13 protein-coding genes are annotated in these 13,546 nt (G+C 68.9%); 5 read left to right on the forward strand and 8 right to left on the reverse strand.

Translation table 11 applies throughout. The annotated features are described in order from the left end of the window. Nucleotides 1-1,484: 1,484 nt before the first annotated feature. Nucleotides 1,485-2,099: a dihydrofolate reductase family protein gene (locus tag CLV67_RS49600; RefSeq protein WP_106330987.1), complete on the forward strand. Its 615-nt coding sequence runs from the start codon at nucleotides 1,485-1,487 to the stop codon at nucleotides 2,097-2,099. A gap of 365 nt (nucleotides 2,100-2,464) precedes the next feature. Here CLV67_RS49600 and CLV67_RS49605 read toward each other — a convergent pair whose 3' ends face one another. Continuing rightward, nucleotides 2,465-3,577 carry an FAD-binding oxidoreductase gene (locus CLV67_RS49605; protein WP_106330988.1) on the reverse strand — a complete coding sequence of 371 codons (1,113 nt, stop codon included), beginning with the start codon at nucleotides 3,575-3,577 and terminating at the stop codon, nucleotides 2,465-2,467. 107 nt (nucleotides 3,578-3,684) lie between these two features. On the opposite strand from CLV67_RS49605, the gene CLV67_RS49610 reads away from it, so the two are divergent. Further along, nucleotides 3,685-5,748 carry a S9 family peptidase gene (locus CLV67_RS49610; RefSeq protein ID WP_106330989.1) on the forward strand — a complete coding sequence of 688 codons (2,064 nt, stop codon included), beginning with the start codon at nucleotides 3,685-3,687 and terminating at the stop codon, nucleotides 5,746-5,748. Here CLV67_RS49610 and CLV67_RS49615 read toward each other — a convergent pair. The 6 genes from CLV67_RS49615 to CLV67_RS49640 are packed head-to-tail and all read right to left on the reverse strand — an operon-like array spanning nucleotide 5,745 to nucleotide 11,290. After that, nucleotides 5,745-7,277, reverse strand: coding sequence for a SpoIIE family protein phosphatase (locus CLV67_RS49615; protein WP_106330990.1), 1,533 nt, complete (start codon nucleotides 7,275-7,277; stop codon nucleotides 5,745-5,747). The two genes, CLV67_RS49610 and CLV67_RS49615, sit on opposite strands and share 4 nt — an antisense overlap. Further along, a complete protein-coding gene (locus tag CLV67_RS49620; RefSeq protein WP_106330991.1) occupies nucleotides 7,274-8,617 on the reverse strand; it encodes a sensor histidine kinase in 1,344 nt (447 codons plus the stop codon). Before CLV67_RS49620 ends, CLV67_RS49615 begins: the two co-directional genes overlap by 4 nt. Next, nucleotides 8,614-9,648 carry a SpoIIE family protein phosphatase gene (locus CLV67_RS49625; protein ID WP_106331034.1) on the reverse strand — a complete coding sequence of 345 codons (1,035 nt, stop codon included), beginning with the start codon at nucleotides 9,646-9,648 and terminating at the stop codon, nucleotides 8,614-8,616. Before CLV67_RS49625 ends, CLV67_RS49620 begins: the two co-directional genes overlap by 4 nt. After that, nucleotides 9,645-10,049, reverse strand: coding sequence for an anti-sigma regulatory factor (locus tag CLV67_RS49630; RefSeq protein ID WP_106330992.1), 405 nt, complete (start codon nucleotides 10,047-10,049; stop codon nucleotides 9,645-9,647). The genes CLV67_RS49625 and CLV67_RS49630 overlap by 4 nt, the downstream gene beginning before the upstream one ends. Continuing rightward, the gene (locus tag CLV67_RS49635) at nucleotides 10,042-10,452 is read right to left on the reverse strand and encodes an STAS domain-containing protein (protein WP_106330993.1); all 411 of its coding nucleotides are present in this window, start codon (nucleotides 10,450-10,452) and stop codon (nucleotides 10,042-10,044) included. Before CLV67_RS49635 ends, CLV67_RS49630 begins: the two co-directional genes overlap by 8 nt. A 1-nt stretch (nucleotide 10,453) precedes the next feature. After that, the gene (locus CLV67_RS49640) at nucleotides 10,454-11,290 is read right to left on the reverse strand and encodes an STAS domain-containing protein (RefSeq protein WP_106330994.1); all 837 of its coding nucleotides are present in this window, start codon (nucleotides 11,288-11,290) and stop codon (nucleotides 10,454-10,456) included. 164 nt (nucleotides 11,291-11,454) lie between these two features. Here CLV67_RS49640 and CLV67_RS49645 point away from each other — a divergent pair, with 164 nt between their 5' ends. From CLV67_RS49645 to CLV67_RS49655, 3 genes are all read left to right on the forward strand, one after another. Then, nucleotides 11,455-11,808, forward strand: coding sequence for an STAS domain-containing protein (locus CLV67_RS49645; protein ID WP_106330995.1), 354 nt, complete (start codon nucleotides 11,455-11,457; stop codon nucleotides 11,806-11,808). A gap of 88 nt (nucleotides 11,809-11,896) precedes the next feature. Continuing rightward, a complete protein-coding gene (gene mscL, locus CLV67_RS49650; protein WP_106330996.1) occupies nucleotides 11,897-12,352 on the forward strand; it encodes a large conductance mechanosensitive channel protein MscL in 456 nt (151 codons plus the stop codon). Nucleotides 12,353-12,406: 54 nt separating this feature from the next. After that, the gene (locus CLV67_RS49655; protein WP_106330997.1) at nucleotides 12,407-12,640 is read left to right on the forward strand and encodes a hypothetical protein; all 234 of its coding nucleotides are present in this window, start codon (nucleotides 12,407-12,409) and stop codon (nucleotides 12,638-12,640) included. Here CLV67_RS49655 and CLV67_RS49660 read toward each other — a convergent pair. Then, complete coding sequence (locus CLV67_RS49660) at nucleotides 12,637-13,410, reverse strand: zf-HC2 domain-containing protein (RefSeq protein WP_106330998.1); 774 nt, start codon at nucleotides 13,408-13,410, stop codon at nucleotides 12,637-12,639. The two genes, CLV67_RS49655 and CLV67_RS49660, sit on opposite strands and share 4 nt — an antisense overlap. Nucleotides 13,411-13,546: the final 136 nt, after the last annotated feature.

A 13,546-nucleotide genomic window follows, 5' to 3' on the forward strand; every position in this document is an offset into this window, starting at 1 on the left:
CTCTCCTTCTGATCTAGGCAATCCGAAGGATCTGCGGTGGCCGCCTCTTTCATCCCGGAAAGTCCCGGTCATACACCACTTCGGTGGACGCGACCCCGGATTTCCCAGGCCGCGGACACCGAGCCGGTGACGGTGGCGGGCTGGGTGCGGCAACACCCCACCCGCCACCGGCACCCCCGCCCGTCACCCATTCGCGACCCATCACCCCCACCCACCGTCTCGCCCCGCTGCCTCTCCTCGCCGTCTCCCCACCGCCTCGCCCCGCTGCCTTTCCTCGCCGTCTCGCCCGGCCGACTCCCCACCGTCTCGCCCCGCAGCCGTCCGCCACCCCCTCGCCCCGCAGCCGTCCGCCACCCCCTCGCCTCGCTGCCTACCCCCGCCGTCTCCGCCCGACCGCGATCTTGGGTCGTTACGCCATGCACACAACCGCAACCTCACAAGACCTGTGACCAGCGATGCAAGCGGGCGACCGAGCAGACAGTGGTCCGATCTTGGGAGGTCTGACCGTCGACAGGACCACAACCCCACAAGATCTGCGCGGGGGCGGCGGGCGACCGCGCCGACAGCTCGAACATGGCGAGTTAGGCCGTCCAGATGACCGCAACTGCACAAGATCTATGCAGGAGGGCAGGATGACCGCGCGGACGCTCCGAACTTGACGACTTCGACCGCCGAGGCGACCACAATCTCACCCGCTCAACACAGGAGGGCGGGGCAACCGCGCCGGCGATCCGATCTTGGCAAGTTCGGCCATCCACACGACCACAACTCCACAAGATCTGCGGGGTGGCGGCTGGACGATCGCGCCGACGGTCCGATCTTGGCGAGTTCGGCCGTCCATGCGACCACAACCTCACAAGATCTGCGGCAGGTGGTGGAGCGACCGGGTGGACGTGACCGCGGGCGATCCTGACCTGGCGAGTTCGGGTGCAGGCCCGACCGCTATCTCACGAGTGCGGCATGCGGCTGAGTGGCGATTGGCGGGTGGTTGCGATATCGGACGGTTTCGGCGCGGGCGGGCAAGAAATCGTGCCAGCGACGCGGACCGGCGGACAACAACAAACAACGACGCGGAGCAGCGGACAGCGGCGCGGAGCAGCGAGCAGCGGCGCGGAGCAGCGAGCAGCGGCGCAGACCGGCGGACAACAACAAACAACGACGCGGAGCAGCGAGCAGCGATGCGGAGCAGCGACGGGAAGCAACGGACAGCGACGAAGAGTGACGGACTGCGGCGCGGAGCAGCGGACAGCGACGCGGACAACAGCGCGGAGCAGCGTAGAGCGACGGACAGCGGTGTGGGAGAGCAATGGACAGCAGCGCGTAGTAACGAGCAGCGACGAGGAGTAGCGGACGGCGACGCGGAGCAGCGAAGAGCAGCGGACAGCGGCGCGGGAGAGCAACGGACAGCGGCGGACAGCGGCGGGGAACGGGCTGTCTGATCGATCTGCCCTTTTTGTCGGGCGGCTCGTGGCATGGTGTTTGTCATGGCGAAGACGCAGTACTACACCGCCACCAGCATCGACGGCTACATCGCCGACGAGAACAACTCGCTGGACTGGCTTTTCGAGGTCGATGAGGGCACCGAGAATCCGTTCGGTGAGTTCTTCGAGGGTGTCGGCGCGTTCGCCATGGGCGCGACCACCTACGAATGGATTCTCGAGCATGACAACCTGCTCGAGGAGCCGCAGAACTGGCACGACATGTACGGCGACGTACCGTGCTGGGTCTTCACTCATCGTGACCTGCCGCCGGTGCCGGACGCCAACGTTTTCATGATCAGCGGCGATGTCCGCCGGGTGCATGAGGCCATGCTCGTCGCGGCTCAGGGCAAGAACGTCTGGCTGGCCGGCGGTGGCAACCTGGTGAGCCAGTTCGTCGCCGAGGGTCTGCTCGACGAGATCATCCTCGGTATCGCCCCAACCATCCTGGGCGAAGGCATCCCCCTGCTGCGTCGAAGGCTGCTCGTCGACGACCTGATCCTGACCGGCGTCCGCGAGGTCGGCCAGTTCGCCTACCTCACCTACGCGGTCGGTGAGGTAGCTCGCCTGGGCCGCCACCTCGCAGCCGAGACCGTCGCCCGAATCCCGTCCCTGAGCTGACAAACGCGAGCCAGCAAAGCGAGCCAGCAAAGCGAGCCAGCAATGCGAGTCGGCAAAGCGAGCCGGCAAAGCGAGCCGGCAAAGCAAAGCCAGCGAAGCAAGCCGGCACAGCGAACCAGCAAAGCGAACCGACAGAGCGGGCTGTCAAAGCGAGCCGACAGAAGTGAGTCGAGAAAGCCAGCCGGCAAGGCAAGCCGACAAGACGAGCTGGCAGACATAGCCAGTAAGGCAAGCTGCCGAAGCAAGCCGACGAAGCGAGCTGCCCGAAGCGAGCCGGCAAGGCGAACCGACAGAACGATCCGGCAGACGTAGCCGACAAGGTAAGCGCCGAAGCGTGCCGACAAAGCAAGAGCTGACCACGCGCATCAGAACAGGTCCCGTGGCCGGGCCATCTGAATCCGGGCGGCCAGCGACGGCGGTGCGGTCAGGACCGACACCTGACCGCGCCGGGCGAGCAGCACCTGTTGCAGGCCGCTCACGATGTCGATGATCCGGTCCGCGCTCAGACCGCGTGGCAGCACCGCATAGACCACACCGGCACCGACCGAACCCCGCACCGATACGGCCGAGCCGACCGCGTCGCGCAGCACGAAACCGACCGCGTGCAGGTCACGGGAACGCACCCGCAGCCGCAGCACCACATCGGAACCGTCGAAGGGGTAACGCCCCCACCACGGCGGTGGCTCGGTCCGGATGGTGGCGAGCGGGCCGAGATCGCGCGCCAGACGTCCGGCGCCGACCGTGACGAAATGCGTGACGCCCTCGAGCAACAGCGCGAAGGAGCCCTCTCCGGCGGCCGGCAGGTCGACTTCGACGCCGCTGAGCGCGAACTCCTGGGTGACGAGCCGAGTCGCCAGGTCGTTGACCTCGGTCGGTGTCGACACCGGACGCACCACCCAGCGCCGTGCCTGGGGAAGCTCCTCGACCGGCAGCACCGCCGACGTGATCACCCCGTCGGCTGGGCTCTCCCACTCGGCGAGGTCGACGGTCTGCCCCGCCGGGTCGACGAGACTGACGCTCACGGCCTGACCGGCCGGTGACCCGAACCGGTGCCGCAGCGGCCCGGACTCGTTGACGGCGAGCACACCGCCGATCGTGGCACCTGGCGACGGCGGGTCGAGGGCGAGACGTTTGCCGTGCCTGGCGAGGGTCTCCTGCACCGCGACCACCGGTGTGCCGGCCGCGACGACCGCGGACGCGCCGTCGTGATCCCACACGCCGTGGAGACGGGCGGTGTCGAGGAAGATGTCCAGGTCCCGCGGAGGCGTACCCCAATCGATTTTGCTTCCGGATCCTCGTGGGCGAATGCTCAGGCCGCGTTCCCCGGCGAGCGCGAGCAGGCGGGAGACGGAGCCGGCGGTGGCCGGCGATGCCACGAAGGAGGCGCGGCGCCCGGCGGCCTGATCCTCCGGTCGGGCGACTCGCGCGGCACCCGGACCGCAGATGTCCGCGAGTTCGGCGAGAAGGGAACCGCTCACGTCAGAAGCCTCCCCACAACGAAGATCGTCCACTCTGGCACATCGTACACATGTTCGAATGACCGAGGTTCGTGTGTCCGGGAAATCCGGGCGGTAACGTGTTTCCGGTGACGAATGAAGGTCCACCCATCGCTCGCCAGGCGCCGACCGAGCGCACCTTCCACGGCGACACGGTCGTCGACGAGTTCGCCTGGCTCCAGGCCAAGGACGACCCTGCGACCATCGCGCTCCTGGAGTCGGAGAACGCCTGGACCGAGCAGGCGACCGCCCACCTGGCGGGCCTCCGGGAGACCGTCTTCCAGGAGATCAAGGGCCGAACTCAGGAGACCGATCTGTCGGTCCCGAGCCGCAAGGGCGGGTTCTGGTATTACACCCGCACCGAGGAGGGCAAGCAGTACGGCATCCATTGCCGCGTCCCGGTGCGTCCCGGCGAGACGAGCCCGCCGATGGAGTCGGAGAAGCCCGGTGAGGAGGTTCTCCTCGACGGCAACGAGCTGGCCGAGGGCAAGGACTTCTTCGCGCTCGGCACCTTCGACGTGAGCCCGGACGGCAAGTGGCTGGCGTTCTCGACCGACTTCGCCGGCGACGAGCGGTTCACCCTGCGCGTGAAGAATCTGGTCACCGGCGAGGTGCTGGCCGACGAGGTCAACGACGTCTTCTACGGCAGCGCCTGGTCGGCCGACGGCGGCACGCTGTTCTACATCACCGTCGACGACGCCTGGCGGCCCAACCGGGTCTGGCGGCACACGGTCGGTACCACGGAGAACACGCTGATCTTCGAGGAACCCGACGAGCGTTTCTGGGTGGGCGTCGACCTGACCCGCAGCGAGAAGTTCATCGTCATCGACACCCAGAGCAAAATCACCTCTGAGGTACGGGTGATCCCGGCGGACGATCCGGCGGTGGAGCCCACCCTGATCACCGAACGTGTGCAGGGTGTCGAGTATTCGATCGAGCACCACGGCCACCGCTTCCTGATCCTGCACAACCGCAACGCCGAGGACTTCGCGCTCGCCTGGACCTCGGTGGACAATCCCGGTGAGTGGATCGAGATGATCCCGCACCAGCCGGGCACCCGTCTGGAGTCGGTGGACGCGTTCTCCCGTCACCTGGTCATCTCGCTGCGTCGTGACGGCCTGACCGGCCTGCGGGTGATCACCGACGGCAGCACCGCGGCGTACGACATGGACTTCCCGGAGCCGCTGTACTCGGTCGGCCTGGCCGGCAACCCGGAGTACGAGACCTCCTCGGTCCGGATCGCCTACACCTCGCTGGTCACCCCCGACTCGGTCTACGACGTGGACCTGAACACGCGGTCGATGACGCTGCGCAAGCAGAAGCCGGTGCTCGGCGGTTACGACGCGGCCGACTACGAGCAGTTCCGCGAGTGGGCGACAGCCGCCGACGGGACCCGCGTGCCGATCTCGATCGTGGCCCGCAAGGGTGTCAAGCGCGACGGCACCGCCCCGGCGCTGATCTACGGCTATGGGTCGTATGAACACTCGATCGACCCGTACTTCTCGATCGCCCGCCTGTCCCTGCTGGACCGCGGCGTCGTCTTCGCGATCGCGCACGTCCGCGGCGGCGGCGAGATGGGCCGCCAGTGGTACGAGCAGGGCAAGATGCTCGCCAAGAAGAACACCTTCACCGACTTCGTGGCGGCCGCCGAGGCGCTGGTCCGCAGCCGGTGGACGTCGGCTGAGCGCCTGGTCGCCCGTGGCGGCTCGGCCGGTGGCCTGCTGATGGGCGCGATCACGAACATCGCACCGGACGCGTTCGCCGGCATCCTGGCTGAGGTCCCGTTCGTGGACCCGCTGACCTCGATCCTCGACCCGTCGCTGCCACTGACGGTCACCGAGTGGGAGGAGTGGGGCAACCCGCTCGAGTCGGCCGAGATCTACGCCTACATGAAGTCGTACAGCCCGTACGAGAACGTCACCAAGCAGGCGTACCCCAAGATCCTCGCCGTGACCAGCCTCAACGACACTCGCGTGCTCTACCACGAGCCGGCGAAGTGGATCTCCCGGCTGCGCTCGGTGGCGCCGGACGGCACCTACCTGCTGAAGACCGAGATGGGTGCCGGGCACGCCGGCCCGAGCGGCCGTTACGACGCATGGAAGGAAGAGGCGTTCAACCTGGCCTGGGTGCTGGACGTACTCAAGGCCGCCTAGCCGTTGCGGCGGACCGCCACGACCGCGATGTCGTCCGCCTGCTCCCCGGCTCCGGTCAGCTGGGTGAGCAGGCGGCGGCAGAAGGCGTCGAGGTCCTCCTCGACCCGGGCGGCCGCGGTTGCCAGCTTGTTCAGGCCCTCGTCGAGGTCGGCGTCGCGCCGCTCGATCAAACCGTCGGTGCAGAGCACCAGGGTGCCGCCGGGCGGGAGGATGAATTCGAGTTCGGCCCGCACCGGCGCCACGATACCGAGCAGGGCACCACGCGGTTCCAGGAACCGTACCTCGCCGTCGACGTGCACGAGCGGCGGCAGATGCCCGGCGCTGGCCATGCGGATCCGGCCGGTCGCTGGTTCGAGGGTGAGCAGGCAGAGTGTCGCCGACTCGGTCGGCAGGACGGTGCGCATGAAGCGGTTGACCAGCTCCAGTACGGCGCCGGGTGTGTGGCCCTCGACGGCGTAGGCGCGGACGGCGTGCCGGATCTCGGCCATCACGGTGGCGGCGTGCAGGGAGTGCCCGGCCACGTCGCCGATCGCCACGAGGAGCCGGTCGTCGAGCACGGTGAGCTCGTAGAAGTCGCCGCCGATCTCGGTCTGCGCACCGGCCGGCTCGTAAAGGACGGCCAGGTCGAGGCCGGGCACCGCGGGCAGACGGGACTGCAGCAGGCTGCGCTGCAGGGTGACCGCGATCCGGTGCTCCTCGTCGAAGGAGCGCTGCGCCTCGACGGCTGCGGCGACGGCCTGGGAGAGCTGCCGCAACACCGGGAAGCCGGGGGTCTGCGAGCTGCCGGGCACGGCGACGTAGACCGGTGGCCGGTCGACGCGCAGCCGGGCGGCGGCGACCGCGACGGTCTCGCCGTCCGGCCAGTCGACGACGTTCCAGTCGCCGGGCTCGTCGCTGCGGACCAGCGAACCGACGGCGACCCGGTGTCCGGGGACCGCCCATCGGCGTACCGTCGCGGGTTTGCCCGTCGCGGCCAGGCTCTCGCCCTCGGACGTCTCGGCGACCACCACGACCGGCCCGCCGAAGATGTCCCGGGCGCCCTCGGCGGCGGCCGCCAGCAGGGTCGGCAGGGTCGGTGCCGAGTTGATCGCCAGGGTGGTCTCGGCGAGCCGGACCATCCGCTCGGCGAGCAGTTCGGCCCGCTGCCGGGCGCGGTAGTAGCGGAGGACGGCATGGACGGTGGCGATCAGCTCGTCCGGTTCGATCGGTTCGACGAGGTACGCGTCGGCGCCCCGGTTCAATCCCTGAGTACGGTCACCGACGTCGACGGCGTGCGCGGACACATGGACCACGGGCAGCACGCCGTACCGCTGATCGGTCTTGATCGTCTCGCAGACGTCGAAACCGCTCATGTCGGGCAGTTTCACGTCGAGGACGACCAGGTCGACCTGGGTCTCCAGCAGACTGGCGAGCGCCGCGCCGCCGGTCTCCGCCTCGAACACCGTGAACCCGGCCCGGGTCAGCCAGCTGACCAGCAGGTATCGCTTGGTGGCGCTGTCGTCGACGACCAGCACGGTGACCGGGTTCATGACGCGACCGGAAGCCGCAGGGTGAAGGTGCTGCCCTCACCCGGAGTGGAGTCCACCCGCAGCGCGCCGCCGAGGATCCCGGCCAGCCGCCGGGCGTATGGCAGGCCGAGGCCGGTGCCCTTGCCGCTCACCGGCTTGCTGCCGGGCACCTGGTAGAACTCCTCGAAAATACGTTCCTGCAGCTCCTGAGGGATGCCGGTGCCGGTGTCGGTGACCACGAACTCAGCGTCGTCCCCGACGCGACGGACGCTGAGCCGCACCGAGCCTGCCTCGGTGAACTTGATCGCGTTGGTGAGCAGGTTACGCAGCACCTGGGCGAGCAGCACCTCGTCGGAGCGCAGGGTGGGCACACCGGGTTCGTCGACGGTGAAGTCGACGCCGGGCCGGGTGGCGAGCGGGCGCAGGGTGCCGCGCAGCTGGCCGAACACCGCCCGCAGATCGACGTCGGACCAGTTCGGTTCGATCCGCCCGGCCTCCGCCTTGGCCAGGTCGAGCAGGTCGTTGACCAGGGTCAGCAGGTCGGTGGCCGATCCGCGGATCAGGTCCACCTGGCGTCGCTGCTCGACGGTCAGGTCGTCCGAGCCGGAGTCGGTGAGCAGCCGGCCCAGACCGATGATCGCGGTGACCGGGGCGCGCAGTTCGTGGCTGACGTTGGCCAGGAAGCGGCTCTTCGCCTCGCTGGCTGCTCCCAGCTGCGCCGACTTCTCGTCCAGCTCGGCGTAGAGGGCGACCACGCCGCGGTTGGTCTCCTCCAGCTCCTCGGAGAGCTGGTTGTAGAGCGCCATCACCCCGCGGTTGGTCTCCTCCAGCTCGGCGTTGAGCCGGGCCAGGTCGTCGCGCTGCGCACGCACCTCGTCCAGTGCGGCGATGAGCTGCTGGTTCTGCACGGCCAGCTCGTCCAGCGGCGTTCCGGGAACGTGCCGGGCCAGCCCTTCACGGATCTCGTCCATCCGGTCGGGGGTCAGGCGAGGAGCGCCGAGTGGCAGCCGCCTCGCCATCCGGACAATCGTTCCGGTCTCACCATCGTCGACCTCCATCGTGTCGACCAGTCGGCCGACATGCTGCAACTGTCCGGTTAGCCGGGCCGCCTCCCCCGTCACGGGGTGGACCATGGCTACGTGGAGGGTAGGTACCCCGATCGGCTCGACGGTGAACGTGACGTCGGCGTGCCTGCCCGCGGCGAGCAGCACCCGGCCGACCTCGCTGAGAGCGGTCGCCACCCGGGTCTGGTCCTGCGACTCGAGTCCGACCGCCCTGGCCACCTCCCGGCCCAGTTGCCGCACCACGAAGACATCCTGCTCGACCCGCAGGCGCACGCGCATCAGCGGCTCGGCGGTCATGAGAGGGCCTGTGCCACCAGAACGCCGGCGTCGTCCCGGCGGGTACCCGCGTCCCGCAGCACGGTGGCCGCGATCACCTCCGGCGAGTGGGAGAGCAGGCCCGGGTAGTCGCCCGCGTTCCACCGGTCGACCACGCCGTCGGTATGCATCAGCACGATCGCTCCCGGGGTGAGCGGGTAGTCGTACTCCCGGATCTGCCGTCGTTGATGTCCGACGATGCCGGGCATGGACACCATGCCCCGGCGGCCGCCGTCCGCCGACAGCACGGTGCCGGAGATGTTGCCCAGGCCCGCGTAGCGGACGACCCCGGCCTCCGGATCGAGTTCGGCGACGGCTAGTGCGGCGCCGCGGGTGTGCCCGAGAGCACGGTGCAGAGCCTCCAGCACCTGCGCCGGCGGAACAGCGGGCGTCTTGTGGAACACCCGGACCGCCTCGTGTGACGCGGCCGCCGCGAGACCGCCGTGCCCGAGCCCGTCGGAGACCAGCACCTGCCGGCGCCCACCGGCCTCGCGGGCCGCCCACGCGTCCCCACTCACCGATTCACCGGTCAGTGGCCGGGTCACTCCGGCCGCCCAGCCGCGTTCCGGCACGTCACCGGGCCACACCTGCACGGTCATGACGGTCCCCTTGCCGGGCACCGAGTGCAGATCCGACCAGCTGGCCTGACGCAGTATCGCGCCGAACCCGATGCCGAGCGTCCCGGCCGTGGAGTGCCCGTCGCCCATGGAGCGCCTCAAGTCGGCCATGCCGGGCCCGCTGTCGACCGCGATGAGCTCGACCCCGGCCTGGTCGGCGGCACGCACGGGCCGGACCAGAACGGTGCCCTGGGAGGCGTGCTTGGTCAGGTTGCCGGCCGTCTCGGCGGCGACGATGGAGAGGTCGGCGATCCGATGCTCGGGCATGACCAGCTCGGCGGCCAGGCGCTCGGCGGCCCGGCGGACGGCAGAGGCCGTCCCCGGCTCCTCCACCCGGAACCAGACCCCTCCGTCCAGGAGTCCTTCGGGTAGGGACGCCACCGCGCCTCCGCTCATCGGCACCACTTGACGATCGTAATGGTCGTGCCCTTACCCGGCTCGGTGTCGATGTCGAACTCGTCCACCAGGCGACGTGCGCCACTGAGTCCCAGCCCGAGCCCGCCACCGGTGGTGTAACCGTCGGTGAGGGCGAGGTCCAGGTCGACGATGCCGGGACCCTGATCGGCGAAGACTATGCGGATACCGGCCCGGCGGTCGTTGTGGACACGGGTCACCTCGACCTCGCCACCACCACCGTAGACCAGTGTGTTGCGGGCGAGCTCGCTTGCGGCGGTGACGATTTTCGTCTGGTCCACCAGGGACAACTTCACCCCGACCGCGACTGTACGCACCAGCTGCCGAACCCGGACGACATCCTGATCGGTTACGACCGGAAGGCGCTGACTCTCGTCATTCACGGGTGAGTACCGCGGGGTCGGTCTCGCCCTCGTCACCCAGCACGTCGACGGTCTCCCGGCTGCCGAGCATCGCGATGCCCAGCTCGACGTTGAGCGCCGTCCGGATGCCGGGCAGCGACAGACCCAGCTCGACCAGGGTGATAGCCACGGCCGGGCGCATGCCGACGACCACAGTCTCGGCGTCGAGCACCCGGGAGACCGAGGCGATGGCGGCCAGGGTCCGCCCGACGAACGAGTCGACGATGTCGAGGGCGCTGATGTCGATGATCACGCCGTGCACGCCTGTCGCGACGATCCGCTCGGCCAGATCCTCCTGCAGTTGCAGGGCGACCTGGTCCTCCATGTCGATCTGGATGGAGACCAGCAGGATGTCGCCGATCTTCAGGACCGGCACGCGCTCCACGTCAGCGTCCCGACTGCTTGGTCCGGCTGATGACGTGACGCAGCGCGTCGGCGAGCGACGCCTTGGTCGCGATGTCGCCGAACTCGATGCCGAGGGCGACGATCGTCTGCGCGATCTGCGGTCGGATGCCGGAGATGATGCAGTCGGCGCCCATCAGCCGGGCCGCCACCACGGTCTTGAGGATGTGCTGCGCGACCTGGGTGTCGACCGCGGGAACACCGGTGATATCGATGATCGCGTACGGCGAGCTGGTGTCCACCAGGGTCTGCAGGAGGCGTTCCATCACCACCTGGGCGCGTGCCGAGTCGAGCGTGCCGACCAGCGGCACGGCGACCACGCCCTCCCAGAGCTTCACCACCGGGGTGGAGAGCTCCAGCAGTTGCTCGGTCTGGTCGGCGATGAGCGACTCACGGATCCGCACATAGCTGTCGAAGGTGAACAGCGCGGCCCGGTCGACGAAGCCGGAGATCGCCACGTAGTCGCGGAGGGTGGCGGCGTCACTCTGGTCGCCCAGCACCTCGAGCAGCGCGTCCTTGAACGCGTAGATGCTGACCGCGGTCTCGGTGGCGTTGAAACCCTGACGGGCCCGGCTGTTCGAGAGCTCGCTGAGCTGGGCTCGCAGCTCGTCCGCCGGCCCGTCACCCAGATCGGTGGCCCCGCCGGAGAACGCCTGCTGGAATCCACGCTGCAGGTCGGAGGTCTGCCGTTGGAGCTCGGCGCTGCTCAGACGATTGCGCAGGCTCCTCGTGACAAGCTCGGTCCAGCGCGCTGTCAACTGCTCAGCATGGCTCTCCAGCAGTACGGCGAAGCGTCTCGCCTCGTCCGGACTGAGCGGCATCGGTGCCCTCCCACTTAGCGATCCTGCGCAACGGCCGGACTTTACCATCAGCGTGTCCAATAGTTGCTGTAAGCCAAGTAACGGACCGGGAAGCAAAGGTGCGTCCCGTTCTGCGCGCCAGCGGGTACGTGGAGTACCGTTCAGCAATAACTGGAGGTCGGCGAATGTCCCTGACGGTACAAACGGAACAGCGTGACGACATGGTGGTCGTGTCGGTCGCTGGTGAGCTTGACATGGCAACCGCCCCCCAGCTGCAGGATCAGATCAGTGACCTGCTGGAGAAGGGCCGGACCCGCCTGGTGTTCGACCTCGCCGAGGTGTCCTTCTGCGACTCGACCGGGCTCTCGGTCTTCGTCCGCGCGAAGAACAGCACCGACGATGCCGGCGGCACCGTCCGGCTCGCCGCCCCGCAGCGCGGGGTCCTGCGCATCCTCGAGGTGAGCGGCCTGGTGGAGGTGCTGCACACCTATCCCACGGTCGACGAGGCGGTCACCGCCGAAGAGCCTGCCCTCGACTGACCTCCCGGTCGGCGTAGTTTGTCGTCGACCGGTGACGGGCACCCCGTCGCCGGACTGAACAACCGGCCCAGGAGTGCCCGTGAAAAAAATGATCCAAGGCTTCAAAGACTTCATCATGCGCGGCAACGTCGTCGACCTAGCGGTCGGCGTCGTGATCGGCACCGCGTTCACCGCGGTCGTCACCAGCTTCACCAAGTCCTTCCTCGAGCCGCTGATCAAACTGATCTCCGGCGGCTCGGGCGAGGCCAAGGGCCAGTGGGAGCCGGTCAAGGGCGTGGTCTTCACCTACGCCGCGTTCATCAACGCGGTGATCACCTTCCTGCTGACCGCCGCCGTGCTCTATTTCCTCGTGGTCATGCCGCTGAACGTGCTGGCCGAGCGCCGCCGTCGCGGCGAGGAGCCGCCGCCGAAGGCGCCCAGTGAGGAGGTCAAGCTGCTCACCGAGATCCGCGACGCGCTGCTGCGCGACCAGGGCCACCAGGTCTCCAACAGCGCCCTGGACGAGGTGCTGGGCCGCCGCCCCGAGCCGCCGCAGAAGTTCTGAAAAAAGATCCGCCCTCCCGGCACGGTTCGAACACCTGTTCGATACAGTGCCGGGATGGAGCAGCGTAAGCACTGGTGGAACGGCAAGTGGGGCAGCATCGCCCGCAAGGACGTCTACTTACGGACCAGCGGTGATCAGTGGTATGTCGAACAGCGCGCCGGCGGCTCGGAGGGTGTCTCCCACTTCTTCGAGTACGACAGCGAGGACGCCGCCCTCGACATGATCCGCGGCCTGCTCAACGGGCCGGACGAGTGGCGTGAACTCTCCGTTCGCCCGTCCGCCCGCTAGGCCGCTCGATGGTCCTCGTGATGCCGCGCGGTCAGCGGGCCGCGCGGTGGTGGCAGCAGTCGCAGGCCCGGCAGCGGCGTCTCCGGACCCGCCGCCTCGGTGTCGAAACGGGCCCGCCAGCCGGTGCCGGCCCGCGCGCCGGGCGGCCGCATCTCCCCGCCGACACCCCGGGCCAGCGCGACCACCAGCAGATATCCGGTGATCACGAAGCCGTGGCCGATCAGCCGGTCGACGTCGACGCGCCCGCCGGTCAGGTCGGTGATCGAGATCAGCAGCAGCATCCCGACGAACGCGGTCAGCATCGGGACCAGGCCGGTCGGCCGGGTCCGGCGCAGCGCGATGAAGAGATAGCCCGCGCCGACCGCGACGTTCCAGGCCGCCGACTCGTGCCAGAGGTGGCCCTGCGTGGCACCCAGCCCGTTGTGCGCGTGCCCGGCGCTCACCCCGCCGCCGACCTGGGTCAGCCCGAGGATCAGCTGCACCGCCCCGATCGCGGCCAGCGCCACGTAAAGAAGGGCGGCCACCGGCAGGCGCCGGCGCCGCGGGGCCGGCGGCTGCTCCGGAAGCGCGGCCAGGATCGCGGCCGTCAGATCCGGCACGTCGGGCACCGGGGTGGTCCGGGTCATCCGGTTCACCGCCGCGGCCTTGTCCAGCCAGTCACGGCAGCCGGCGCACTCGGCCAGGTGCTCGTCGACCAGCGGGCGCATCACCGGGTCGTCCTCGCCGTCCAGCTGCGCGGAGAGCATCTCGCGCCACCGCTCACATGCCATGACTAGATAGTCGCCGAAAAAGCCGCCGAAGTTCCCGCCCGGCTTCAGTGATGTTCGCGGCCGAGCAGACGCCGCTCCCTTCAGCGTTCAAAACATGTTCGCGGCCGAGCAGCCAGCTCCACCCCTTCAGCTTTCA

It is taken from the genome of Actinoplanes italicus (genome assembly GCF_003001815.1).
GTDB classification, from domain to species: Bacteria; Actinomycetota; Actinomycetes; order Mycobacteriales; family Micromonosporaceae; genus Actinoplanes; species Actinoplanes italicus.

What these genes read in the sequence shown, in the direction of transcription:
- CLV67_RS49615 (WP_106330990.1), bottom strand. Translation starts at nt 7,277, where the DNA reads ATGAACCCGGTCACCGTGCTGGTCGTCGACGACAGCGCCACCAAGCGA.
- CLV67_RS49660 (WP_106330998.1), bottom strand. Translation starts at nt 13,410, where the DNA reads ATGGCATGTGAGCGGTGGCGCGAGATGCTCTCCGCGCAGCTGGACGGC.
- CLV67_RS49645 (WP_106330995.1), top strand. Translation starts at nt 11,455, where the DNA reads ATGTCCCTGACGGTACAAACGGAACAGCGTGACGACATGGTGGTCGTG.
- CLV67_RS49625 (WP_106331034.1), bottom strand. Translation starts at nt 9,648, where the DNA reads ATGAGCGGAGGCGCGGTGGCGTCCCTACCCGAAGGACTCCTGGACGGA.
- CLV67_RS49620 (WP_106330991.1), bottom strand. Translation starts at nt 8,617, where the DNA reads ATGACCGCCGAGCCGCTGATGCGCGTGCGCCTGCGGGTCGAGCAGGAT.
- CLV67_RS49655 (WP_106330997.1), top strand. Translation starts at nt 12,407, where the DNA reads ATGGAGCAGCGTAAGCACTGGTGGAACGGCAAGTGGGGCAGCATCGCC.
- CLV67_RS49640 (WP_106330994.1), bottom strand. Translation starts at nt 11,290, where the DNA reads ATGCCGCTCAGTCCGGACGAGGCGAGACGCTTCGCCGTACTGCTGGAG.
- CLV67_RS49600 (WP_106330987.1), top strand. Translation starts at nt 1,485, where the DNA reads ATGGCGAAGACGCAGTACTACACCGCCACCAGCATCGACGGCTACATC.
- mscL (WP_106330996.1), top strand. Translation starts at nt 11,897, where the DNA reads ATGATCCAAGGCTTCAAAGACTTCATCATGCGCGGCAACGTCGTCGAC.